Below are 23,601 nucleotides of genomic sequence, written 5' to 3' on the forward strand. Positions count from 1 at the left end.
CGAGGGCGTGCAGATCTCGACGATCTCGTTCGGCACGCCCTACGGCACCGTCGACTACGAGGGGGCCACCATCCCGGTGCCCGTGGACGACCAGACCCTGCAGAAAATCTGCGAGATCACCGACGGCCAGTCGTTTCACGCCGACAGCCTGGACTCGCTGAAGAACGTCTACACGACCCTGCAGCGCCAGATCGGCTACGAGTCCGTGAAGGGCGACGCCAGCCTGGCCTGGATGCTGCTGGGCACCGTCGCCATGGCCGGTGCCGTGCTGGCCGGGCTGCTGCTCAACCGCCGGCTGCCCGCCTGAGTCTCAGGTGGGCAGGCGCCGGTTGAGGACCAACGCCAACACCGTCGCGATCAGCGCCGCGACGACCCCCAGCCGCAACCAGCCGGCGCTGCCGGGGCCGGGCACCGTGCGGTAGCCGATCTCGTTCTCGATGGCGTTGTAGCTCTTGTTGAGCTCGGCGGCGTTGGTCGCGGTGTAGGCCTGCCCGCCGGAGAGCTTGGCGACGGTCTTCATCTGGTCGGTCGAGACGGGCACGGCGACGCGCTGCCCGTCCATCTCGATTTCGCCGCCCTTGGTGCCGAAGGAGATGGTGGAAATCGGGACGCCCTCGTCCTTGGCCAGCCGCGCGGCGGTGAACACCCCGTCGTGCGGGGCGTTGGGGTCCAGCGGCACGTTCTCGGCGCCGTCGGATTCCAGCACGATCCGCGCCGGCGGCGGACCGTCCCCGCCCCCCATCACCGAGCCGACGGTCGCGATGGCCTGCAGCGCGGTGAACAGGCCCTCGCCCGTCGCGGTCTTGGGCGCCGCCTGCAGGCTGTCGATGCCCGCCTTGACGGCCTCCCGATTGGTGGTCGGGGGCACCAACAGCGTGGCGTTGGCCGCGAACTCGACCAGGCCGAGGTTGATCGCGGGCGTCAGCTGCTCGGCGAACTGCTTGCCGGCCTCCTTCGCCGCGGCCAGCCGCGACGGCGGCACGTCGTTGGAGGCCATCGACTCCGACACGTCGATCACCAGCATCACGACCGCCCGGTTCAGCGGGATCCGAATGTCGGACGTCGGCCCGGCCATGGCCGTGGTCAGCAGCACCAGCGACGTGGCCAGCAGGACGGTCGGCAGGTGCCGCCACCGGCTGCGCCGGGCCGGGGCGACCCGCTCGAGCACCTCCATGTTGGCGAACCGCAGCACCCGCCGGCGCCGGGCGAATTGCAGGACGACGTAAAGCCCCACCACCAGCAGCACGGCCAACAGGAACAGGAAGAACCACGGGTTGGCGAACCCGGTCAGCGACACCGGACCCAGCAGGGGCACCTTCATGCCCAGCCACACTAGGCGTCGACGATGTGCCCTGCACCGCCCCCGCCGCCGGGGTTACCCGGCGACGAGGTCGCGGCGCTGGGTGAACTTGATGTCCAGGCTGCGCAGGTGGGTCTGCAGCCCGGCGTCCTGGATCGGGATCAGGTGCGCCGGCTGGTCGGTCTCGTTGTAGTGGGCGTGCCACATCCCCGGCGGGGTGGTGAACGCGCAACCGGCCTGCCAGTCCACCCGGGTGGGGTTGACGATGTCGCCGTGCTCGTCCAGCCGGGTGCCCAGCAGGGAGTAGCAGCCGGTCGACGGCGCGTCCAGGATGAGGTCGAGCGCGACGGACTGGTGCCGGTGCGGGCGTTGGACCTGGTTGGGCGGCAGCACGCCGAACATCGCCCACAGCACGTGGGTGATGGTCAGGGTCTGCTCCTGGTCGGCGTTGGCCAGCAGGACGCTGACGCGGCTCTTCTCGTTGGCGCCGGGCCGCGCGGCGATCTCCTCGAGCTTGGCCACCGCGTCGGACCGGCGGAACTTGGTGGCGCGGAACCGCGGCTCGTCGGCGCGGGTGCCGAGGTAGCGCATCAGCGGCTCGTCGTGCACCCAGTACATGGTCGCGTCGGCGGCGCCGTAGAACACCGACTCGCTGCCGGCGGGCAGGGTCAGGAAGTCACCCTTCTCCCAGCCGACCAGCCGCCCGTTCACCGCCGCGAAGCCGCGGCCGTGCAGCACGTAGTAGAGCTGCGACGTGGCGTTCGGGCTGGTGTGGACCTGCTCGCCGGCACGGATCCGCACGAAGTTGGCCAGCAGCGCCGGGCTGGTCGCCGCGCCGGTGGTGATGCCGAGGTCGGCGGACAGATCCAGGGGGATGACACCGGTCGGCTGGTCGCGGTAGAGCTCCGGGCCGAACTTGGTGACCGGCACCTGCGGGGTGTGCCCCGAGCCGATCGGGTTGGCCGCCTTGGAGTACTCGAAATACTGGGCGTCGTCGGCCCACTCCTCGAAGCGGCCCTCGAAACCGTACTCCGCCACGTTCACCGCGGGCGCGGGGATCGTCGGGTCCAGGTTCGGGATCAGTGACTGCTGCATGGTGGTCATGGGGCCGCCTCACTTTCCGGCTCGGGCATCTTGTGTTTTTATCGTATCCAACTTGTATCTCAGCGTCAACCGGGTTCGCGTCGGCCCAAATTACGCCGCCGCGGTGTACGGTCAGCCACGGTTGAGATACGACTGAGCTACCAGGGGACGACTTGTGGCAACGGACGGGCCGGGCACGGCCAAGGACCGCGCGCTCGCGTACGTCAAGGCGCAGGTGCTCACCGGCACGTTCCCCGGCGGGGAGCTGATCAGCGAGGGCGATGTGGCCGCGGCGCTCGGCATGTCCCGCACGCCCGTGCGCGAGGCGTTCCTGCGGCTGGAGGCCGAGGGCCTGCTGCGGCTCTACCCGCAACGCGGCGCGCTGGTGGTGCCCGTCTCCCCCGACGAGGTGCGCTCGGTGATCGAGGCGCGGCTGGTGCTGGAGCAGTTCGCCGCCGCCAAGGTGGTGGGCCGCGGCCCGGCCGCGTGCGCGGCGGTGTTCGAGCGGCTCGCGGGCGAACTGGACCGGCAGCGCGACGCCGCGGCGGCCGCCGACTGGCCGCAGTTCCTGGACTCCGACCGCGCCTTCCACGCGATCACCCTGCAGGAGTCGGCGAACGCCATCCTGTCGGATTTCTATGCGTCCCTGCGGGATCGGCAGATGCGGATGATCGGGGAATCGGCGCTGCGCGACCCGCGGCGGGTGACGACGATCCTCGACGAGCACCGCGAGATCGCGGAGGCGGTGCGCGACGCGGACGGCGAGCGGGCCGCGCGCGCCGTGCGGACGCACCTGGCGAGCACGGTGCGGGCCATCGGGCTCGCCGTCGACTGAAAAATGTTACAAGTCGCCGGATTCGGGAAATCCCCTCCTCAGATGGCGCCCACTCCGGGAGCCGCTACAACAGGAGTCGCAAAATGATCGGATCCGTAATCCTCGCCGTTGTGGTTGGCGCGATCATCGGTGTGGTCGCCCGCCTCGTGATGCCTGGCCGCCAGAACGTCGGCATGGTGATGACAGTCGTCCTCGGGGCGATCGGCGGTTTGGTGGGCTCCTGGCTGGCCGCCCACTTCGGTTACCAGAACGCCAACGGTGGCATCGCCTGGATTCCGTTCTTCATCGGAGTCGCGGTGGCCGCCGTCCTCATCGCCGTCTACGAGGCGGTGACGGGTCGCCGCACCGGCACCCGGTTGCCCCGCTAACCTGCCCGAAAGCGGCGCCGCCCACCCTGTTACGGGTGGGCGGCGTCAGCCGATCAGTACTGCGTACCGCGGCTTGATCACCTCATCGATGATCGCCAGCCGCTCGTCGAACGGAATGAACGCGGACTTCATCGCATTGATGGTGAACCGCTCCAGATCGCTCCACCCGTAGCCGAAAGCCTGTACCAGCCGGTGCATTTCGCGGCTCATGGTGGTGTCGCTCATCAACCGGTTGTCGGTGTTGACCGTCACCCGGAACCGGGCGCGGGCCAGCAGGTCGAACGGGTGCTCCGCGATGCTGTTGACCGCGCCGGTCTGCACATTCGAACTCGGGCACAATTCCAGCGGAATCCGCTTGTCCCGCAGGATCGCCGCGAGCCGGCCCAGCCGGATCTGCCCGGCCCCGCCGCCCCCGTCGAGCACCTCGATGTCGTCGACGATGCGCACCCCGTGCCCCAGCCGGTCGGCGCCACAGAACGCGATCGCCTCGTGGATAGAAGGCAGCCCGAAAGCCTCACCGGCATGAATCGTGAAGCGCGCGTTGTGGTCTCGCATGTATTCAAACGCGTCCAGGTGCCGGGTGGGCGGGTTGCCCGCCTCGGCGCCGGCGATGTCGAACCCCACCACGCCCTTGTCCCGGAACCGGATCGCCAGCTCGGCGATCTCGCGCGACACCGCGGCGTGCCGCATCGCGGTCACCAGCAGGCGAACCACGATCGGGCGGCCCGCGGCCGCGCAGGCCCGCTCCCCGTCGGCGAACCCCGCGAGCACCGCCTCGACGATCTCGTCGAAGGACAGGCCGCGGTCGATGTGCAACTCGGGCGCGAAGCGCACCTCCGCGTAGACCACCGAATCGCCGGCCAAGTCTTCCACGCATTCGAAGGCGACGCGGTGCAGCGCCTCGGGCGTCTGCATCACCGCCACGGTGTGCGAGAACGGCTCCAGGTAGCGCTCCAGCGAGCCGCTGTGCGACCGGGTGCGAAACCAGGTCGCCAGCTCGTCCACGTCGTTGGTGGGCAGCCCGTCGTAGCCGGTCTGGCCGGCGATGTCGACCACCGTCGACGGGCGCAACCCGCCGTCGAGGTGGTCGTGCAGTAACGCCTTGGGCGCCTTGGCAATCTGTGCGAGGTCCAGCTGCGTCGTCACGTGGTGATCCGATCGATGATCAGCGGCCGCGCCACCGGCGGCGCGGCAGCAACGGTCCAGCCACCGGAGAGCTCCGCCAGCGCGGCACCGAAACGCTCCGGGGTGTCGGTGTAGAGGGTGAACAGCGGCTCGCCGGCGGCGACCGGGTCACCCGGGCGGCGGTGCATCCTGACGCCGGCACCGGCCTGCACCCGGTCACCCGGGCGGGTGCGTCCCGCGCCGAGCCGCCAGGCCGCCAGACCCACCGCCATCGCGTCGATGTCGCCCATTGTGCCGCCCCGGTCCGCGGTCACGGTCTCGGCATGCCGACCGAGCGGCAGCGGCACCGACAGGTCACCACCCTGGGCCTCGACGAGCCGGCGGAATCGGTCCATCGCGCTGCCGTCGCGCAGCGTGTCGGCGGGGTCGCGGCCGTCGATCCCGGCGAGGTCGAGCATCTCTTCGGCGAGCCGCAGGGTCAGCTCGACCACGTCGGGCGGCCCGCCGCCGGCTGCCGCCTCGAGCGCCTCGGCGACCTCGAGGGCGTTGCCCACGGTGCGGCCCAGCGGCCGGTTCATGTCCGTCAGCAGCGCGCGGGTGGGCACCCCGTGGGCGGCGCCCAGGCCCACCATGGTGTGCGCCAGCTCGCGGCTCTGGGCTTCCGACGCCAGGAACGCCCCGGAGCCGACCTTGACGTCGAGCACCAGCGCGCCGGCGCCCTCGGCAAGCTTCTTGCTCATCACCGAGCTGGCGATCAGCGGCAAGGCCTCGACGGTGGCCGTGATGTCACGCAGGGCGTACAGCTTCGCGTCAGCGGGGGCCAGGTCGCCCGCGGCGAAGATCGCGGCGCCGACGTCGCGCAGCTGCGCCCGCACCCGCCCGCTGGACAACGCCGCGCCGAACCCGGCGATGGAGTCCAGCTTGTCCAGCGTGCCGCCGGTGTGCCCGAGGCCCCGGCCGGAGGCTTGGGGCACCGCCGCCCCGCAGGCGGCGACGACGGGCACCAGCGGCAACGTGATCTTGTCGCCCACCCCGCCGGTGGAGTGTTTGTCCACGGTCGGCAACCCCAGGCCGGTGAAGTCCAGCCGCTCCCCCGAGGCCAGCATCGCGGCCGTCCAGCGGGCGGTCTCGGCCGCGTCCAGGCCGCGCCACACGATCGCCATCAGCAGCGCGGCCATCTGTTCCTCGGCCACCCGCCCGTGGGTGTACGCGTCGATCACCCAGTCGATCGCGGCGTCGGACAACCGGCCGCCGTCGCGTTTGGTCCTGATCACGGTGGGCGCGTCGAATGCCGGCTCGGTCACGGGGTTCACCTGGGTGCTCAGGGTGTCGTCACGTTGTCGCGGACGAACGACGCGAGCGCGCCGACCAGTTGGGCGGAGAACGGCAGCGGATTGCCGTAGTCGGTTCCGCCGGGGTCCTGCTTGAGGACGTGATCGACGCCGGTGAGGTGGACGTAGTCGACCTTGGCCCCCGCGCCGGACAGCCCGGCCAGCACGAGGTCGACGTCCGAACACGGGATCTGGCGGTCGGCGTCGCTGCAGGTGAGAAACACCGGCGTGCCGCGGGGCACCTTGGCGGCCAACGCCGCCGGGTCCAGGGCGTCTTCCTCGGCCAGAGCCCGCGCGTTGGCGGCGTTGATGATCGGTCGCAGCCCCGGCGGCTCGTCCCGTGGGACCTGGCCGGTGTCGCGGAACTCTCCGATCGCCTTGTCGATCGCCGCGGTGCTCTCGGCGGCCTGCGCGGGGGTGAGCCGACCGGCCCGTACACCCGCCTCGGCCTGGGCGTGGGCCTGCTCGGACACCTCGTCGAGAATGCGGCGGCTCGCCGGCTCCAGCAGGCCGACGGCCCGCACCGGCGGGACGACCCCGGGCGCGGCGGTCGCCAGCGTCAGCGCGTACAGGGCGCCCTCGCTGTGCCCGATCACCAGCAGGCGGGTGCGGTCGATGCCGGCCTGCCCGGCCAGGAATTGCAGCGCCGCGGTCGCCTCGCCCTGGAACGCGCTGATGTCGACCTGCGCCGGGTTCGCCGCGTAGGGGCCCAAGCCGGTCTGGCCGGTGCCGAGCTTGTCGTACCGCAGGGTGGCGACGCCGTCGGCGGCCAGGGCCTGCGCGAGGTTGCGCAGCGTGTCCGCGTGCCCCGGCAGCAGCGCCGAGTCACCGTTGCGGTCGGTCGGCCCGCTGCCGGCGATCAACAGCGCCGCCGGCACGGCCCCCGGCCCCGCGGGGTGCCGAAAGGTGCCGTAGACCGTCATGTCCGCCGCCGAGAAGGAGACAGCGTCGTCCACCCAGCCCGCCTGCCCCGGCGACGTGGACGGCGACGTGGCCGGCGACGGGGGCCTCGCGGTCGGCGCCTTCGCCGCGCAGCCCGCCGCGCCGAACCCGGCCGCGACCAGGACCCCGGCCAGCAATCCGGTCCAGCCCCGGCCGGCGCTCATCGGCGTCCCCGCTCCACGTCGGCGGGCCCGAACGCCTCGGGCAGCAGCTCGTCGAGGCGGCGCGGCCCCGCCGGGTGGTCGATGAGCAGGCCGGGACCGCCGTGCTCGAGGAGCAGCTGGCGGCACCGCCCGCACGGCATCAGGGCCGCCCCGCGGCCGTCGACGCAGGCCAGCGCGGTCAGCCGGCCGCCGCCGGAGGCGTGCAGGGCGCTCACCACCCCGCACTCGGCACAGAGACCAAGACCATATGAGATGTTCTCCACATTGCAGCCCGTCACCACGCGGCCGTCGTCGACCAGCGCGGCGGCCCCGACGGGGAACTCGGAGTAGGGCGCGTAGGCACCCTTAGAAGCGTGTATGGCCTTGTGCCGCAACGTTTCCCAGTCGATCTCCGGCATAGCGCAACCCCGCTCGACGATGGCCACAGTGCACAGTCACCCTAGCCCGAACCGGCACTTCGCAGGACGGCCCGCCCGGCGCAAACAGGGCCCTGATCGAGATAAGCTCAACTGCCCGGCCAAATGTCCATGAAGGCGGTGAGGACTGGGGTGACCACGCAAGCGAGCGCCGCGGAACCGGCAACTTCCGAGTCGGCGGCACAGACGTCCAACACGCGCAAGCGGCGGCCGCCACGAACCCTGTACCGGGGCGATCCCGGTATGTGGTCGTGGGTGCTGCACCGCATCAGCGGCGCGACGATCTTCTTCTTCCTGTTCGTCCACGTGCTGGACGCGGCGATGCTGCGGGTGAGCCCGCAGACCTACAACGCGGTGATCCACGACTACCAGACGCCGGTGGTCGGCCTCATGGAGTACGGGCTGGTCGCCGCGGTGCTCTTCCACGGCCTGAACGGCATCCGGGTCATCCTCATCGACTTCTGGTCGGAGGGCCCGCGCTACCAGCGGCTGATGTTCTGGCTCGTCGGCGTCGTGTTCCTGCTGCTGATGGTGCCCGCCGGCGTGGTGACCGTCATCCACATGATGGACCACTTCCGATGAGCAGCCCCGACCTTCAGCTCGGCCGCGGCGAGATCGCCCCGGTCCGCCAGCGCAGCCACGACCGGCCCGCCAGCCTGGACAACCCCCGCTCGCCGCGCCGCCGCGCCGGCATCCCCAACTTCGAGAAATTCGCGTGGCTGTTCATGCGGTTCTCCGGGATAGCGCTGCTCTTCCTGGCGCTGGGCCACCTGTTCATCATGCTGATGTGGGACCGCGGGGTGTACCGCATCGACTTCAACTACGTGGCGCAGCGGTGGGCGTCGCCGTTCTGGCAATTCTGGGACCTGGCGCTGCTGTGGCTGGCCCAGCTGCACGGCGGCAACGGCCTGCGCACGATCATCGACGACTACAGCCGCAAGGACAGCACCCGGTTCTGGCTGAACAGCCTGCTGCTGCTGTCGATGGGGTTCACCCTGGTGCTGGGCACCTACGTGCTGTTGACGTTCGACCCGAATATCGGAGGGTGACCCGATGATCCAGCAACACCGGTACGACGTGGTGATCGTCGGCGCGGGCGGCGCGGGCATGCGGGCCGCGGTGGAGGCGGGCCCGCGGGCCCGCACCGCGGTGCTGACCAAGCTCTACCCCACCCGCAGCCACACCGGCGCCGCGCAGGGCGGCATGTGTGCGGCGCTGGCCAACGTCGAAGAAGACAACTGGGAATGGCACACCTTCGACACGGTGAAGGGCGGCGACTACCTGGCCGACCAGGACGCGGTCGAGATCATGTGTAAGGAAGCCATCGACGCGGTGCTCGACCTGGAGAAGATGGGGATGCCGTTCAACCGCACCCCGGAGGGCCGCATCGACCAGCGCCGCTTCGGCGGCCACACCCGCGACCACGGCAAGGCCCCGGTGCGCCGGGCCTGCTACGCCGCCGACCGCACCGGCCACATGATCCTGCAGACGCTGTACCAGAACTGCGTCAAGCACGACGTGCAGTTCTTCAACGAGTTCTACGCGCTTGACCTGGTGCTCACCCAGACCCCCAGCGGCCCGGTGGCCACCGGCGTGGTCGCCTATGAGCTGGCCACCGGGGCCATCCACGTCTTCCACGCCAAGGCCGTGGTGCTGGCGACCGGCGGGTCGGGCCGGATGTACAAGACCACCTCCAACGCCCACACCCTTACCGGTGACGGCATCGGCATCGTCTTCCGCAAGGGACTCCCCTTGGAGGACATGGAATTTCACCAGTTCCACCCCACCGGCCTGGCCGGGCTGGGCATCCTGATCTCCGAGGCGGTGCGCGGCGAGGGCGGCCGGTTGCTCAACGGCGAGGGCGAGCGCTTCATGGAGCGCTACGCCCCGACGATCGTCGACCTGGCGCCGCGCGACATCGTCGCCCGCTCAATGGTTTTGGAGGTGCTGGAGGGCCGCGGCGCGGGGCCGCACAAGGACTACGTCTACATCGACGTCCGGCACCTGGGCGAGGACGTGCTGGAGGCCAAGCTGCCCGACATCACCGAGTTCGCCCGCACCTACCTGGGCGTGGACCCCGTCAAGGAGCTGGTGCCGGTGTACCCGACGTGCCACTACGTGATGGGCGGCATCCCCACCACCGTGACCGGCCAGGTGTTGCGGGACAACACCTCCACGGTGCCCGGCCTGTACGCGGCCGGCGAGTGCGCGTGCGTGTCGGTGCACGGTGCCAACCGGCTGGGCACCAACTCGCTGCTGGACATCAACGTGTTCGGCCGCCGCGCCGGCATCGCCGCGGCGGACTACGCCGACGGGCACGACTTCGTCGACATGCCCCCCGACCCCGCCGCGATGGTGGTGGGCTGGGTGGCCGACATCCTCTCCGAGCACGGCAACGAGCGCGTCGCCGACATCCGCGGCGCCCTGCAGCAGTCGATGGACAACAACGCGGCGGTGTTCCGTACCGAGGAGACGCTGAAGCAGGCGCTCACCGACATCCACGCCCTCAAGGAGCGCTACTCTCGAATCTCCGTGCACGACAAGGGAAAGCGGTACAACAGCGACCTGCTGGAGGCCATCGAGCTGGGCTTCCTGCTGGAGTTGGCCGAGGTCACCGTCGTCGGCGCCCTGAACCGCAAGGAGTCCCGCGGTGGCCACGCCCGCGAGGACTACCCGAACCGCGACGACGTCAACTACATGCGGCACACCATGGCCTACAAGCAGGGCACCGACCTGCTGAGCGACATCGCGCTGGACTTCAAGCCCGTGGTGCAGACCCGCTACGAACCCAAGGAACGGAAATACTGATGAGCGTCGAGTCTGCCGAACCCCAGGTCGAAACCATCGAACCGCCCTTGCCGCCGATTCCAGACGAGGCGGTGTTGGTGACCGTCAAGATCGCCCGATTCAACCCGGACCAGCCCGACGCGTACGCGGAAACCGGTGGCTGGCAAAGCTTTCGGGTGCCGTGCCTGCCCAGCGACCGGATGCTCAATCTGCTGATCTACATCAAGAGCTACCTGGACGGGACGCTGACCTTCCGGCGGTCCTGCGCGCACGGCGTCTGCGGGTCGGACGCCATGCGCATCAACGGCGTCAACCGGCTGGCGTGCAAGGTGCTGATGCGCGACCTGCTGCCCAAGAAGGCGGGGAAGTCGCTGACCATCACGGTCGAGCCCATCCGCGGGCTGCCCGTGGAGAAGGACCTCGTCGTCGACATGGAACCGTTCTTCGACGCCTACCGGGCGGTCAAGCCTTACCTGATCACCTCCGGCAATCCCCCGACGCGCGAACGCATTCAAAGCCCCACCGACCGCGCCCGCTACGACGACACCACCAAGTGCATCCTGTGCGCGGCCTGCACCACCAGCTGCCCGATCTTCTGGCACGAGGGCAGCTACTACGGCCCGGCGGCGATCGTCAACGCGCACCGCTTCATCTTCGACAGCCGCGACGAGGCCGCCGCCGAGCGCCTCGACATCCTCAACGAGGTCGACGGCGTGTGGCGCTGCCGCACCACGTTCAACTGCACCGACGCCTGCCCGCGCGGCATCCAGATCACCAAGGCGATCCAAGAGGTCAAGCGGGCCACGCTGTTCTCGCGCTAAGCAGGGGATGACCGGGCCCCGCCAGCTCCGTCGAAGCGGCCGTCACGTTTGCGCGGTCCGGCTCGTCTAGAGCGCATGACCCAGAAAACCCGCCTTGCGCCCCTGCCACCCCACCGCGCGCCGTTGCTCACCCGGGCCCTGTACCGGATCGCCAAACGCCGCTACGGCCAGGTTCCCGAACCCTTCACCGTCGCCGCGCACCATCGCGGACTGCTGATCGCCGGGGTGGTGCACGAGACGATGCTGGACCGGGCTTGCACCGCGCTGCCCGCCGGGGTGCGTGAGCTCGCTGTCTACTGGACGGCCCGCGCGATCGGCTGTTCGTGGTGCGTCGACTTCGGTGCCATGCTGCAGCGCCTCGACGGCCTGGACATCAAGCGGCTCAAGGAGATCGACGACTACGCCGGTTCACCGGCGTTCACCGACGACGAACGCGCGGCCATCGCCTACGCCGACGCGATGACCACCGACCCGCACACCGTCACCGACGAGCAGGTCGCCGACCTGCGGGCCCGGTTCGGGGACGCCGGGGTGTTCGAGCTGACCTATCAGATCGGGGTGGAGAACATGCGGGCGCGGATGAACACCGCGTTGGGCATCACCGAGCAGGGCTTCAGTTCCGGGGACGCGTGCCGCGTCCCGTGGGCAAGCGAGCTAGCGGGGCCGTAGCGGAGACCCGGTGAACTTGTCCGGATTGGCGACGTCCCACAGGGCGCTGACCTTTCCGTCGCGCACCGTCAGGGCCATGATCCGCGGCATCAGTTCGCGGTGCCCGTCGGCGGCGGCCATGCCCGCGGTGTAGCCGCCCAGTTCCCCATTGACCAGCCCCAGCTGGTAGGACGCGAACACGGCCGGTCCGTACCGTCGGGCGAGGCCGAACAGGAACCGCACCACCTTGTCCGCCCCGCGGATGACGTTGATCGCGGTGGGCGCCTTGCCGTTCGCGTCCCCGGTCAGGGTGACGTCCGGATGCAGCAGCGCCACCACGGCGTCCACGTCGCCCGCGGCCATCGCGGCCAGCAGCCGGCCCACCACCTCGTCGTGACTCGCATCGCGGGCGGGCGGCGGCTGCGCGGCGACGGCTTTGCGGGCCCGCGACGCCAGCTGGCGGGCGGCGGGTTCGTTGACTCCCAGCACCCCGGCGACCTCGGCGAACGGCATCGAGAACCCGTCGTGCAACACGAACGCGACGCGCTGATCCGGGGTCAGTCGCTCCAGCACCACCATCGCGACGAACCGCGCGTCCTCGCGGGCCACCACGGCCGACAACGGGTCGGCGCCGTCCAGCCCGGTGACGATGGGCTCGGGAAGCCAAGCGCCGGTGTAGCTTTCGCGGCGGTGGGCGGCCGATCGCAGCTTGTCCAGGCCGAGCCGGCTGACCACGGTGGTCAGCCAGGCCCGCGGATCGGTGACGTCCGCGCTGCGCCCGTCCCAGCGCAGCCAGGCGTCCTGCACGATGTCCTCGGCGTCGGCCACGCTGCCGGTCAGGCGGTAGGCGACCGCCATGAGATGGGATCGCAGGGCTTCGAATTCGTTGACCTGCTGCGCCGAGGTCATGGGCAAAGCCTAACCCGGCGGCCCGGCGGGACCCACGCCCGGCGACGGGCTCGGATCACACCACCACCGGCCCCTGCCGCGTGGGCGATGCGGCATGCGCGTCATGCGAAGTTTTCTGCGTGCGTCGGCAAGCCAGTGCCCGTGCCCCGCATCGACACTGGCGTCGGTGTGCCCGCAGGGGCGCGTGCTGAAGGGGGCATCGTGGCATCGAGGTTCGACGGCAAGGTCGCGTTCATCACGGGCGCCGCGCGCGGCCAGGGGCGTTCGCACGCCGTGCGGTTTGCGGAAGAAGGCGCGGACATCATCGCCCTGGACATCTGCGAGCCGATCGAGACCGTCGCCTATCCCCTGGCCTCCCAGGAAGACCTCGACGAGACCGTCAACCTGGTGGAGAAGACCGGGCGGCGCATCTTCGCCGAGCGCGCGGATGTCCGCGACTTCGGCCGCCTGCGCTGGGTGTTGGCGAACGCCGTGTCCGAGCTCGGCCGCATCGACTTCGTCATCGCCAACGCCGGCATAGCGCCGGGCGTCGGCCTGGCCCACCCGACGGTGGACGCGTTCCGCGACGCGGTCGACGTCATGCTCAACGGCGTCTACTTCACGATCGAGGCGGCCTTGCCGCACCTGCTCTCCCACGGGGACGGCGGCGCCATCGTCATCACCAGCTCGGCGGCCGGCTTCAAGCCCATGGTGCGCAACTACGAGATGCGCTCCCCGGGGCTGGCCGGCTACACGGCGGCCAAGCACGGGGTGATCGGGCTGATGCGCTACTACGCGACCATCCTGGCGGAGCACCGCGTCCGCGTGAATTCCGTGCACCCGACTGGGGTGGCGACGCCGATGATCCAGAACGAGGTGGTGCAAAGCTTGATCGAGGAGCATCCGGGGTTCGCGGCCGCCTTCACCAACCTGCTGCCCGTGCCGGTCGTCGACCCCGAGGACGTCACGGAGGCCATGCTGTACCTGTGCGGCACATCCGGTCGCTACCTCACCGGCGCGACGCTGCCCGTGGACGCCGGGGTCCTGCTGCGGTGATCCGGGCGGGCGTTACGCTCGCGGCGGTGACCGACAGGAGGCCGACACCATGACCGACAACCTGTGGCTGCACTTCTCGCGGCACGGCGCCGGCATCACGCCCCCGATCATCACCCGCGGCGAGGGCGTCACCATCTACGACGACCGCGGCAAGAGCTACCTCGACGGGCTCTCTGGCCTGTTCACTGTGCAGGTCGGCCACGGCCGCGCCGAACTCGCCGAGGTCGCCGCGCGGCAGGCCGGCACGCTCGCGTTCTTCCCCGTGTGGGGCTACGCCACCCCGCCCGCGATCGCGCTCGCCGAACGCCTCGCGCGCTACGCGCCCGGCGACCTGAACCGGGTGTTCTTCACCACCGGCGGCACCGAGGCGGTGGAAACGGCGTGGAAGCTGGCCAAGCAATACTTCAAGCTGACCGGCAAACCCGGTAAGCACAAGGTGATTTCGCGTGCGGTCGCCTACCACGGCACCACCCAGGGCGCGCTCGCGATCACCGGCTTGCCGCGATACAAGGCGCCGTTCGAACCGGTGACGCCCGGCGGCTTCCGGGTGCCCAACACCAACGCCTACCGGGCGCCGGAGCCGTTCTCGGCCGGTGCCGACGTCGACGCAAAAGCCTTCGGGCGCTGGGCCGCCGACCGCATCGCCGAGGCGATCGAGTTCGAGGGACCCGACACCGTCGCCGCCGTGTTCTTGGAGCCGGTGCAGAACGCCGGCGGCAGCATCCCGGCTCCCCCAGGCTATTTCGACCGCGTCCGGGAGATCTGCGACGCCTACGACGTGTTGTTGGTCTCCGACGAAGTGATCTGCGCGTTCGGCCGCATCGGCTCGATGTTCGCCTGCAGCAGCGAGATCGGGAACCTGGGCTACGTGCCCGACATGATCACCTGCGCCAAGGGCATGACGTCGGGCTATTCACCGATCGGTGCGATGATCGCGACCGACAGGTTGTTCGAGCCGTTCAACGACGGCGCCACCACGTTCCCGCACGGGTATACCTTTGGCGGACATCCGGTTTCGGCCGCGGTGGCGTTGGCCAACCTCGACATCTTCGAACGCGAGGGGCTCAACGATCACGTCCGGGACCAGGCGCCCGCCTTTCGGGCCACCCTGGAGAAGCTCTACGACCTGCCGATCGTGGGCGACGTGCGCGGCGAGGGCTATTTCTACGGCATCGAGCTGGTCAAGGATCAGGCGACCAAGGAGAGGTTCAGCGACGAGGAGCGCCGCGCGCTGCTGGGTCGCGTCGGGCCGGCCCTGTTCGACGCCGGGCTGTACTGCCGCACCGACGACCGCGGTGACTCCGTCGTCCAGCTGGCGCCGCCCCTGATCAGCGGGCAGGCCGAGTTCGACGCGATGGAGTCGATGCTGCGGGCCGTGCTCAGCGAGGAGTCGCGGCGGCTCTGACCGCGGCGGCGGCCAGCAACACCTCGCGGGAATGGGCCGCCGACGAGCTTTTCGTCAGGCGGGTGAGCGCGTTGCACAGCCAGGTCAGCGCCGAGCGCAGCTCGGAATCGCCGGTGGCCTCGCGGTGCGCCTCGAGTTCGGTCACCACCTGCTCGGTGCCGGTGCGCCGCACCTGCGTCGCCTTCTCGGCTTGCTTGAGCAGGTGCCCCAGCGACCGCGGACCGGATTCGGCCGCGCCGCCTCGGGAGCCCGCCAGCCTGGCCCACCACGTGTTGTTCGGAATAGCCGCCAGTGTAGGGGTTGGGTGCGGCCCGCGCGCGCCGACCGCATCGCAACACGAGCCACACCAGTAACAGCGCGGCTCCCCGGATTCGGGCCGGCGATCCCCTACTCTGCACAACTAATGAGCCTCTTACGTTCCACGTCGTGCCTGGCAGCGGCGCTGATCGTGCTCGCCGCGCCGGCGGCGGTCGGCGCGCCGATCTCCCGGGCCGAACCCGCCGCGGGTCCCAACGCCGCACCGACGGACTGCCCGTACAAGATCAACACCCCGCCGGCGGTGGACTCCTCCGAGGCGCCGACGGCCGGTGACGCGCCCATCCCGCTGGCCGTGCCGGCCAAGCCGGTCGGCGGCGACGCGCTGGGCAGTTGCGGCATCGTCGCCGCGCCGGACACGCCGCCGCTGCCCGGCGACGTCTCCGCCGACGCCTGGCTGGTCGCCGACCTCGACAGCGGCGCGGTGGTCGCGGCCAAGGACCCGCACGGCCGGCACCGTCCGGCCAGCATCATCAAGGTGCTGGTCGCCATGGCGTCCATGAACGCCCTCAACCTGAACAAGTCGGTGCCCGGGACGTCCGACGACGCGGCCGCCGAGGGCACCAAGGTGGGCGTCGACGAGGGCGGCATGTTCACCGTCAACCAGCTGCTGCACGGGCTGCTGATGCACTCGGGCAACGACGCGGCGCACGCGCTGGCGATGCAGCTCGGCGGCATGCAGCAGGCGCTGGAGAAGATCAACGTGCTCGCCGCCAAGCTCGGCGGTCACGACACCCGGGTGGCCTCGCCGTCGGGGCTGGACGCGCCGGGGATGAGCACCTCGGCCTATGACATCGGGCTGTTCTACCGCTACGCGTGGCAGAACCCGACCTTCGCGGACATCGTCGCCACCCGCACCTTCGACTTCCCCGGCCACGGCGACCACCCCGGCTACGAGCTGGAGAACGACAACCAGCTGCTCTACAAGTACCCCGGCGCGCTGGGCGGCAAGACCGGATACACCGACGACGCGGGGCAGACCTTCGTCGGGGCGGCCAACCGCAACGGACGCCGGTTGATGGCGGTGCTGCTGCACGGCACCCGGCAGCCGATCGCGCCGTGGGAGCAGGCCGCGCACCTGCTGGACTACGGCTTCGCCACGCCGCAGGGCACCCAGGTGGGCGCGCTGCTGGACCCTGACCCGTCGCTGCTGCCCGCCAAGCGGGACGCGGACGAGCGGTCCGGGGCCGCCCCACAGGCCGCGGCGATGCTGCCGTCGGCCGAGGCGATGCCGGTGCGGGTGGGCGTCGGCGTCATCGGCACCCTCGTCGTGTTTAGCTTGATCATGGCCGCACGCTCGATGAACCGCCGGCCGCAGCATCGTTGACCGGCCGTTCGCGGGGCCTGCTGGTCGGGTTGACCGCCGCGTGCGTCGGCGTGATCTACGGCTATGACCTGTCGATCATCGCCGGCGCCCAGCTGTTCGTCACCGAACAGTTCGGGCTGTCGACGCGGCAGCAGGAGCTGCTGACCACCATCGTGGTGATCGGGCAGATCGCGGGCGCGCTCGGCGCCGGCGTGCTGGCGAACCTGATCGGCCGCAAGCGCTCCCTGGTGCTGATCCTGACCGCCTACGCGGTGTTCGCGCTGCTGGCCGCGGTGTCGGTGTCGCTGCCGATGCTGCTGGGGGCCCGGCTGCTGCTCGGCCTCACCATCGGGGTGACCGTGGTGGTGGTTCCCGTCTATGTCGCGGAATCCGCGCCGACCGCGATCCGCGGGTCGCTGCTGACGGCCTACCAGCTCGCCATCGTCAGCGGGCTCATCGTCGGCTACCTGACCGGCTACGCGCTGGCCGGCACCCACAGCTGGCGGTGGATGCTGGGCCTGGCCTGCGTGCCCGCGCTCGCGCTGTTGCCGTGGGTGTTTCGGCTGCCCGACACCGCGCGCTGGTATGTGCTCAAGGGCCGGATGGACGACGCCCGGCGCGCGCTCGCGCTGGTGGAACCCGACGCCGACGCCGACCACGAACTGCTCGAGATCGGGCGTGCGCTCACCGAGGAATCCCCCGCGCGCCGGGGCGGCGTGTCCGAGATGCTGCGCCCCCCGTACGCGCGAGCCACCGCCTTCGTGATCGTCCTGGGCTTCCTGATCCAGATCACCGGCATCAACGCGATCATCTACTACAGCCCCCGCATCTTCGCGGCCATGGGCTTCAGCGGCAATCTCGCGCTGCTGGGGCTCCCGGCGCTGCTTCAGGTCGCCGGCCTGGCGGCCGTCGGCGTGGCGCTGTTGCTGGTCGACCGGGTGGGCCGGCGGCCGATCCTGTTGTGCGGCACCGCCATGATGATCGCCGCCGACGTGGCGCTGACGGCGGTGTTCGGCGCGAACTTCGGCGGCGCGCTCGCCGGGCTCGCCGGCATTCTGCTGTTCATCTTCGGTTACACCATGGGCTTCGGCTCGCTGGGCTGGGTGTACGCCAGCGAAAGCTTCCCGTCGCGGTTGCGGTCCCTTGGCTCGAGCACCATGTTGACCGCCAACCTGGTGGCCAACGCCATCGTCGCCGCCGTCTTCCTCACCCTGCTGCACTCACTCGGCGGCGCCGGCACCTACGCGTTGTTGACCGTGTTCGCGGTGGCGGCCTTCGCGTTCGTGTACCGCTACGCGCCGGAGACCAAGAGCCGCCAGCTCGAGGAGATCAGGCTGTTCTGGGAGAACGGCGGGCGATGGCCCGAACCCCCCGGGGCGACCGGGTGAGCGCGATCGCGGCGGGCGCCGTCGTCGTGGACGGCCGGATTCACCGCCCCGGCTGGGTGCAGATCGCCGGCGCGCAGATCCTGGCCGCGGGCGGCGGCACGCCGCCGCACCCGGCCGACCGCACGTTCCCCGGCGGCACCGTGGTGCCGGGGTTCGTCGACATGCACGTCCACGGTGGCGGCGGCGCCTCCTACACCGACGGCCCGGCCGCCGATCGCGCCGCCGCCTTCCACCTGACCCGCGGCACCACCACGACGCTGGCCAGCCTGGTCACCGCGGCACCCGTCGACCTGATCGCGCGGGTGCGGGCGCTGGCCGACGCGACCGCGCGGCGCACCGTCGCCGGCATCCACCTGGAAGGCCCCTGGCTGAGCCGGGCGCGCTGCGGCGCGCACGACCCCGCGCTGATGCGCGACCCGGACCCCGACGAGGTCGACGCGGTGCTGGCGGCCGGCGCCGGGGCCATCAAAATGGTCACCTTGGCACCCGAGCTGCCCGGCGCCGACCGGGCGATCCGGCGTTTCCTCGACGCGGGAGTGGTTGTGGCCGTGGGGCATACGGACGCCACCTACGAGCAGACCCGCCGCGCGGTGTCGCTGGGCGCCACCGTCGCGACGCACCTGTTCAACGCGATGCCGGGGCTGCACCACCGCGACCCGGGCCCGGCGCTGGCCCTGCTGCGCGACCCGCGGGTGACCGTCGAGCTGATCGCCGACGGCGTGCACCTGCATCCCGAGGTGGTGACCGCGGTGATCGACGCGGCCGGCCCGGACCGCGTCGCCCTGGTCACCGACGCGACCGCCGCGGCGGGGCGCCCCGACGGCACGTTCCGGCTGGGCGCCGTGGACGTCGACGTCGTCGCCGGGGTGGCGCGGGTGCGCGGCACGTCGACGATTGCGGGCAGCACCGCGACCATGGACCGGCTGTTCGCCGCCGTGGCCGCGAGCGCCGGGCCGGCCGCCGCGGTCCAGGTGACCGCGACCACCCCGGCGCGCGCCCTGGGCCTGCGGCGGGTCGGCGCTCTACGGCCCGGCTACGACGCGAACCTTGTTGTGCTGGACCACGATTGGTCGGTCGTCGCGGTGCTGCGCCGGGGCGACTGGGCGGTGGGCGGCTAACGCAGCCAGCGCGTGAGACGCGAAAACGCCAGCGCCGCAACGGCTCCCAGGCCCATCGCGGTGACGGTCTGCCGGGTGGACAGGCCCTCGTCCAGCTGCACGCGGGGCGCGATGATCGCGGGGGGCGGCGGGTCGACGGGCCGATCGCGGGGATCCTCGGAGGTGGTCGCGGCCCACGCGGTGCAGAACAGTACGAGATAGGCCGTGATGTAGGCGAACACCATCAGGCCGAGCACCGGCCCGAAGGTGGCGCCGGCCGGGCTGCGCAACACCACCTTGAGGTAGACCGACGCGACCTGCTTGAAGGCTTCGAAGCCGACCGCCGCCATCAGCCCGGCCCGGGCCGAGTCGGTCACGTCGACCCTTTCGCGGGGTAGCCGGGCGATCATCCAGGTGAACAACAGCCAGGACACCAGCGTCGAGATGACGATCGAGAACAACCGAAACAGCCAGTCGAACACCACGAATTGCGGGATGCCAAGCCATTTGAGCGCGGCGGCCATGGGCGCCTCGTGGCCCAGGGTGGTCAGCCCGACGGTGGCCAGGGTGACGGCAAACGTGCCCAGCATCGCCAGCAGGTCGGAGAACTTGTTGCGCACGAATCCCGGCGAATCGACGCGCTGGTTCCACCACATCTCGGTGAGCGCCTGCCGCAGGTGCGAGATCCAGCCCAGCCCGGCCCACACCGCGGTCGCCAGGCCGATGACGCCGACCGACGTGCGCGCGTCGATCGCCGAGTTCATCAGATCGAGCAGCTGCTGGCCGAGCGCGCCCGAGACCTGGGAGCGGATGTGGTCGTCGATGGCGTTGAGCAGCTGCGGCCGCCGGGCCAGCACGAAACCGAACGCCGCGAAACCCACCATGAGCAACGGGAATAGCGCGAAAATCGTGTAGTACGTCAGGCCGGCCGCGAAGAAGCCGCCGTTGCGTGCGTCGAAACGCTGATAGGCGCGCACGCCGTGGTCGAACCACCCGTACCGGACCCGCAGCCGGTCAAGGATGCCCGGCTTGGCCGGCTCACTCATGCGCGGCTCCAATGAGAAGCGAGTGCAGTCCCCGTTACCGAATCCCCCGTTGCGGAAGGAAACCTAACCGATCGTAGACCCGCCGCACGGTTTCCCCCGCCACTTCGTCGGCCCGCTGCGCGCCCGCCGCGAGCACCGCCTCCAACTCCGCCGTGTCGCCCATGAACTCGTCAACCCGGGCCTTGATGGGGCTCACGTACTCGACGACGGCCTCGGCGGTCTCCTTCTTCAGGTCACCGTAGCCGCGACCGGCGTAGCCCTCGACGAGTTTGTCGACGCCCACGCCCGTCACCGCGGACTGGATGGTCAACAGGTTCGACACGCCCGGCTTGGCCTCGACGTCGAAACGGATCTCGCGCTCGCTGTCGGTCACCGCCGAGCGGATCTTCTTCGCCGACACGGCCGGCGGGTCAAGAAGGTTGATCAGCCCGGCGTCGGTGGCCGCGGACTTGCTCATCTTCGACGTCGGATCGGCCAGGTCGTAGATCTTGGCGGTGGCCTTAGGGATCATCATGTCGGGCACCACGAAGGTGTCCGGGAACCGGGCGTTGAACCGCTGTGCGATGTCGCGGGCCAGCTCCAGATGCTGACGCTGGTCCTCCCCGACCGGCACCAGGTCGGTGTCGTAGGCGAGCACGTCGGCCGCCTGCAGCACCGGGTAGGTGAACAACCCGACGGTGGTGGAGTCGGCGCCCTGGCGCTGCGACTTGTCCTTGAACTGGGTCATCCGCGACGCCTGCCCGAAGCCGGTGAAGCAGCCCAGCACCCAGGCCAGCTGGGTGTGCGCCGGCACGTGGCTCTGCACGAAGACGGTGCTGCGGGCCGGGTCGATGCCCAGCGCCAGATATTGGGCGGCGGTGATCAGGGTGCGGCGGCGCAGCGCGTCGGGGTCCTGGGCAATGGTGATCGCGTGCAGGTCGACCACGCAGAAGAACGCGTCGTGGTCGTCCTGCAGCGCCACCCACTGCGCGACGGCGCCCAACGCGTTGCCCAGGTGCAGGGAGTCCGATGTGGGCTGGACGCCGGAGAATAGCCGGCCGGATCCGGAAGCGGTGCTCATGATGCACCGATCTTTTCACGGGCGCTTCGCGGGCGGAGTCCGCGCCCGGCCGTCCACCCGAGCCGGGGCCTGCTTGCGGTACCGCCGGTACCGGCTTTAATGTCGCGGGTATGACGACTCGTGCGCCGATCCACCTCGGTCCCAGGGATGGCTCCGCCGAACCGATCCTGATGCTGCACGGCTTCCTGATGTCGCAGACCGTGTGGGAGCCCGTCGCGCCGCGGCTGGCCGACACGGGCCGCTTCGAGGTGTTCGCCCCCACCATGGCCGGGCACAACGGCGGGCCGTACGCGGGCACCTGGCTGCTCAGCTCGTCCGTGCTGGCCGATCACGTCGAGCGCCAACTCGACCAGCTCGGCTGGGAGACCGCCCACCTGGTGGGCAATTCGCTGGGCGGCTGGGTGGCGTTCGAGCTGGAGCGGCGCGGGCGCGCCCGCAGCGTCACCGGCATCGGCGCCGCCGGCGGCTGGACGCGGTGGAGCCCGGTGAAGTTCGAGGTGATCGGCAAGTTCGTCGCCGGCATGCCGGTGCTGGCCCTGGCCCGGTTGTTCGGTGACCGGGTGCTGCGGCTGCCGTTGAGCCGGCGGATGGCCACCCTGCCCCTGACCGCGACGCCGGACGGCATCAGCACCCAGCAACTCTCGGTCGTCATCGACGACGCGGTGCACTGCCCGGCGTACTTCCAGCTGCTCGCCAAGTCGCTGTCCGACCCCGGCCTGCTGCAGCTGGCCGACACCGCGGTGCCCGTCCAGCTGGTGCTGTGCGAGAAGGACCGGGTGGTGCCGGCCAGCAGGTTCAACCGGCACTTCACCAAGTTCCTGCCCCCGGGGACGCGCGTCACCGAGCTCGAAGGCGTGGGCCACGTGCCGATGTTCGAGGCGCCCGAGCGCGTCGCGGCCGTGCTGACCGACTTCATCGACGACTGCACGCGGCCCGCCGACCGCCACCAGCCGCCGGCTAGCTGACCAGCCGCTCCTCGAGGTTCTCGGCGATGGAGTCGAGGAACTCCTCGCTCTGCTGCCACGGCTGATCGGGTCCGATGAGGATCGCCAAGTCCTTGGTCATCTTCCCGCTTTCCACGGTGCCGACCACCACCCGCTCCAGCGTCTGGGCGAATTCGGTCACCGCGGGCGTGCCGTCGAGCTTGCCCCGGTGGGCCAGCCCGCGGGTCCACGCGAAGATCGAGGCGATCGGGTTCGTCGAGGTCGGCTTGCCGGCCTGGTATTGCCGGTAGTGCCGGGTGACGGTGCCGTGGGCGGCCTCGGCCTCGACGGTCTGCCCGTCGGCCGTCATCAGCACCGAGGTCATCAGCCCCAGCGAGCCGTAGCCCTGCGCGACGGTGTCGGACTGCACGTCGCCGTCGTAGTTCTTGCAGGCCCACACGTAGCCGCCCTCCCACTTGAGGCACGCGGCCACCATGTCGTCGATCAGGCGGTGCTCGTAGGTCAGGCCCTCGGCTTCGAAGCGCTCCTTGAATTCCTCGTCGTAGATGCGCTGGAACTCGTCTTTGAACATGCCGTCGTAGGCCTTGAGGATGGTGTTCTTCGTCGAGAGGTACACCGGCCACTTGGCGTTGAGGCCGTAGGAGAACGACGCGCGCGCGAAGTCGCGGATGGAGTCTTTGAAGTTGTACATGCCCATCACCACGCCGCCGTGCTCGGGGATGGACACCATCTCGTGCACGATCGGCTCGCTGCCGTCGGCCGGGGTGAAGGTGATCGCGACGGTGCCGGGCTTGTCCACCTTGAAGTTGGTCGACCGGTATTGATCGCCGAAGGCATGGCGCCCGATGACGATCGGCTTGGTCCACCCCGGCACCAGCCGCGGCACATTGGAGATGACGATCGGCTCGCGAAAGATGGTACCGCCGAGGATGTTTCGGATGGTGCCGTTGGGCGAGAGCCACATCCTCTTCAGGTTGAACTCGGCGACACGGGCCTCGTCCGGTGTGATGGTGGCGCACTTGATGCCCACCCCGTGCTTCTTGATGGCGTAGGCGGCGTCGATCGTCACCTGGTCGTCGGTGCGGTCGCGGTGCTCGATGCCCAGGTCGTAGTAGTCCAGGTCGACCTCGAGGTAGGGCAGGATCAGCTTATCCTTGATCATCTTCCAGATGACGCGCGTCATCTCGTCGCCATCGAGCTCTACCACCACACCCTCGACCTTGATCTTGGGGTGCCTCGCGTCGCGGTTCGCCATGACGGGCCCGACTTCCTCTGC

General features: G+C 70.3%; 23 protein-coding genes and 2 pseudogenes. 14 read left to right on the forward strand and 11 right to left on the reverse strand.

The window, feature by feature from the left end; translation table 11 throughout:
- Positions 1 to 307: pseudogene (locus A5700_RS14720) on the forward strand (hypothetical protein); the annotation flags it as partial.
- Between the two features lie 3 nt (positions 308 to 310).
- Here the strand turns inward: A5700_RS14720 and A5700_RS14725 are convergent.
- Both A5700_RS14725 and A5700_RS14730 read right to left on the reverse strand, forming a co-directional pair.
- Positions 311 to 1,321: a VWA domain-containing protein gene (locus A5700_RS14725; RefSeq protein WP_068204819.1), complete on the reverse strand. Its 1,011-nt coding sequence runs from the start codon at positions 1,319 to 1,321 to the stop codon at positions 311 to 313.
- 54 nt (positions 1,322 to 1,375) lie between these two features.
- The gene (locus A5700_RS14730; RefSeq protein WP_068072130.1) at positions 1,376 to 2,395 is read right to left on the reverse strand and encodes a cupin; all 1,020 of its coding nucleotides are present in this window, start codon (positions 2,393 to 2,395) and stop codon (positions 1,376 to 1,378) included.
- Positions 2,396 to 2,558: 163 nt separating this feature from the next.
- On the opposite strand from A5700_RS14730, the gene A5700_RS14735 reads away from it, so the two are divergent.
- Both A5700_RS14735 and A5700_RS14740 read left to right on the forward strand, forming a co-directional pair.
- A complete protein-coding gene (locus A5700_RS14735) occupies positions 2,559 to 3,218 on the forward strand; it encodes a GntR family transcriptional regulator (protein ID WP_068072084.1) in 660 nt (219 codons plus the stop codon).
- A gap of 83 nt (positions 3,219 to 3,301) precedes the next feature.
- Positions 3,302 to 3,586 carry a GlsB/YeaQ/YmgE family stress response membrane protein gene (locus A5700_RS14740; protein WP_068072085.1) on the forward strand — a complete coding sequence of 95 codons (285 nt, stop codon included), beginning with the start codon at positions 3,302 to 3,304 and terminating at the stop codon, positions 3,584 to 3,586.
- A gap of 45 nt (positions 3,587 to 3,631) precedes the next feature.
- Here the strand turns inward: A5700_RS14740 and A5700_RS14745 are convergent, their stop codons facing one another.
- The 4 genes from A5700_RS14745 to A5700_RS14760 are packed head-to-tail and all read right to left on the reverse strand — an operon-like array spanning position 3,632 to position 7,546.
- Positions 3,632 to 4,732, reverse strand: coding sequence for an adenosine deaminase (locus A5700_RS14745; RefSeq protein ID WP_068072087.1), 1,101 nt, complete (start codon positions 4,730 to 4,732; stop codon positions 3,632 to 3,634).
- Positions 4,729 to 6,015 (reverse strand): thymidine phosphorylase, encoded by a 1,287-nt coding sequence (locus tag A5700_RS14750; RefSeq protein WP_068204821.1) that lies wholly within the window; start codon positions 6,013 to 6,015, stop codon positions 4,729 to 4,731. The genes A5700_RS14745 and A5700_RS14750 overlap by 4 nt, the downstream gene beginning before the upstream one ends.
- Positions 6,016 to 6,032: 17 nt before the next feature.
- Positions 6,033 to 7,148: a S9 family peptidase gene (locus A5700_RS14755; RefSeq protein WP_231973859.1), complete on the reverse strand. Its 1,116-nt coding sequence runs from the start codon at positions 7,146 to 7,148 to the stop codon at positions 6,033 to 6,035.
- Positions 7,145 to 7,546 carry a cytidine deaminase gene (locus A5700_RS14760; RefSeq protein WP_068072089.1) on the reverse strand — a complete coding sequence of 134 codons (402 nt, stop codon included), beginning with the start codon at positions 7,544 to 7,546 and terminating at the stop codon, positions 7,145 to 7,147. The genes A5700_RS14755 and A5700_RS14760 overlap by 4 nt, the downstream gene beginning before the upstream one ends.
- Positions 7,547 to 7,807: 261 nt before the next feature.
- Here A5700_RS14760 and sdhC point away from each other — a divergent pair, with 261 nt between their 5' ends.
- From sdhC to A5700_RS14785, 5 genes and pseudogenes are all read left to right on the forward strand, one after another.
- The gene (gene sdhC / locus A5700_RS14765) at positions 7,808 to 8,146 is read left to right on the forward strand and encodes a succinate dehydrogenase, cytochrome b556 subunit (protein WP_068072090.1); all 339 of its coding nucleotides are present in this window, start codon (positions 7,808 to 7,810) and stop codon (positions 8,144 to 8,146) included.
- A complete protein-coding gene (locus tag A5700_RS14770) occupies positions 8,143 to 8,613 on the forward strand; it encodes a succinate dehydrogenase hydrophobic membrane anchor subunit (RefSeq protein WP_068072094.1) in 471 nt (156 codons plus the stop codon). The genes sdhC and A5700_RS14770 overlap by 4 nt, the downstream gene beginning before the upstream one ends.
- Before the next feature lie 4 nt (positions 8,614 to 8,617).
- Positions 8,618 to 10,372, forward strand: coding sequence for a succinate dehydrogenase flavoprotein subunit (gene sdhA, locus A5700_RS14775; protein WP_068072096.1), 1,755 nt, complete (start codon positions 8,618 to 8,620; stop codon positions 10,370 to 10,372).
- Positions 10,372 to 11,172 carry a succinate dehydrogenase iron-sulfur subunit gene (locus A5700_RS14780; protein WP_068072098.1) on the forward strand — a complete coding sequence of 267 codons (801 nt, stop codon included), beginning with the start codon at positions 10,372 to 10,374 and terminating at the stop codon, positions 11,170 to 11,172. The genes sdhA and A5700_RS14780 overlap by 1 nt, the downstream gene beginning before the upstream one ends.
- A gap of 42 nt (positions 11,173 to 11,214) precedes the next feature.
- Positions 11,215 to 11,841, forward strand: a pseudogene (locus A5700_RS14785) (carboxymuconolactone decarboxylase family protein); the annotation flags it as partial.
- Here the strand turns inward: A5700_RS14785 and A5700_RS14790 are convergent.
- Positions 11,827 to 12,729, reverse strand: a complete 903-nt coding sequence (locus tag A5700_RS14790; RefSeq protein ID WP_068072105.1) for a sigma-70 family RNA polymerase sigma factor — start codon at positions 12,727 to 12,729, stop codon at positions 11,827 to 11,829. The pseudogene A5700_RS14785 and the gene A5700_RS14790 overlap by 15 nt on opposite strands.
- A 201-nt stretch (positions 12,730 to 12,930) precedes the next feature.
- Between A5700_RS14790 and A5700_RS14795 the strand changes: the two genes are divergently transcribed.
- Positions 12,931 to 13,764: a mycofactocin-coupled SDR family oxidoreductase gene (locus tag A5700_RS14795; protein WP_068072107.1), complete on the forward strand. Its 834-nt coding sequence runs from the start codon at positions 12,931 to 12,933 to the stop codon at positions 13,762 to 13,764.
- Positions 13,765 to 13,813: 49 nt separating this feature from the next.
- On the forward strand, positions 13,814 to 15,169 hold the full coding sequence (locus A5700_RS14800; RefSeq protein ID WP_068072108.1) for an aspartate aminotransferase family protein: 1,356 nt from the start codon (positions 13,814 to 13,816) through the stop codon (positions 15,167 to 15,169).
- Here A5700_RS14800 and A5700_RS14805 read toward each other — a convergent pair.
- On the reverse strand, positions 15,144 to 15,341 hold the full coding sequence (locus tag A5700_RS14805) for a hypothetical protein (protein WP_231973860.1): 198 nt from the start codon (positions 15,339 to 15,341) through the stop codon (positions 15,144 to 15,146). The genes A5700_RS14800 and A5700_RS14805 overlap by 26 nt on opposite strands.
- Before the next feature lie 231 nt (positions 15,342 to 15,572).
- On the opposite strand from A5700_RS14805, the gene A5700_RS14810 reads away from it, so the two are divergent.
- From A5700_RS14810 to nagA, 3 genes are read left to right on the forward strand one after another with little or no spacing between them, the layout of a single operon-like run.
- Positions 15,573 to 16,811 (forward strand): D-alanyl-D-alanine carboxypeptidase family protein, encoded by a 1,239-nt coding sequence (locus A5700_RS14810; protein WP_068072109.1) that lies wholly within the window; start codon positions 15,573 to 15,575, stop codon positions 16,809 to 16,811.
- Entirely contained in the window at positions 16,808 to 18,178 is a 1,371-nt protein-coding gene (locus A5700_RS14815) for a sugar porter family MFS transporter (RefSeq protein ID WP_068072110.1), read from the forward strand. Before A5700_RS14810 ends, A5700_RS14815 begins: the two co-directional genes overlap by 4 nt.
- A complete protein-coding gene (nagA, locus tag A5700_RS14820) occupies positions 18,148 to 19,296 on the forward strand; it encodes an N-acetylglucosamine-6-phosphate deacetylase (protein ID WP_068072111.1) in 1,149 nt (382 codons plus the stop codon). The genes A5700_RS14815 and nagA overlap by 31 nt, the downstream gene beginning before the upstream one ends.
- On the opposite strand, the gene yhjD is transcribed toward nagA, so the two are convergent.
- The gene (yhjD, locus tag A5700_RS14825; RefSeq protein WP_068072113.1) at positions 19,293 to 20,321 is read right to left on the reverse strand and encodes an inner membrane protein YhjD; all 1,029 of its coding nucleotides are present in this window, start codon (positions 20,319 to 20,321) and stop codon (positions 19,293 to 19,295) included. The two genes, nagA and yhjD, sit on opposite strands and share 4 nt — an antisense overlap.
- A 34-nt stretch (positions 20,322 to 20,355) precedes the next feature.
- Entirely contained in the window at positions 20,356 to 21,381 is a 1,026-nt protein-coding gene (gene trpS, locus A5700_RS14830; protein WP_068072114.1) for a tryptophan--tRNA ligase, read from the reverse strand.
- A gap of 167 nt (positions 21,382 to 21,548) precedes the next feature.
- Here trpS and A5700_RS14835 point away from each other — a divergent pair, with 167 nt between their 5' ends.
- Positions 21,549 to 22,346 (forward strand): alpha/beta fold hydrolase, encoded by a 798-nt coding sequence (locus A5700_RS14835; RefSeq protein WP_068072142.1) that lies wholly within the window; start codon positions 21,549 to 21,551, stop codon positions 22,344 to 22,346.
- On the opposite strand, the gene A5700_RS14840 is transcribed toward A5700_RS14835, so the two are convergent.
- Complete coding sequence (locus A5700_RS14840; RefSeq protein WP_068072116.1) at positions 22,339 to 23,580, reverse strand: NADP-dependent isocitrate dehydrogenase; 1,242 nt, start codon at positions 23,578 to 23,580, stop codon at positions 22,339 to 22,341. The genes A5700_RS14835 and A5700_RS14840 overlap by 8 nt on opposite strands.
- Positions 23,581 to 23,601 lie beyond the last annotated feature (21 nt).

Origin of the sequence: Mycobacterium sp. E1214 (assembly GCF_001666755.1) — a bacterium.
Lineage (GTDB): Bacteria > Actinomycetota > Actinomycetes > Mycobacteriales > Mycobacteriaceae > Mycobacterium.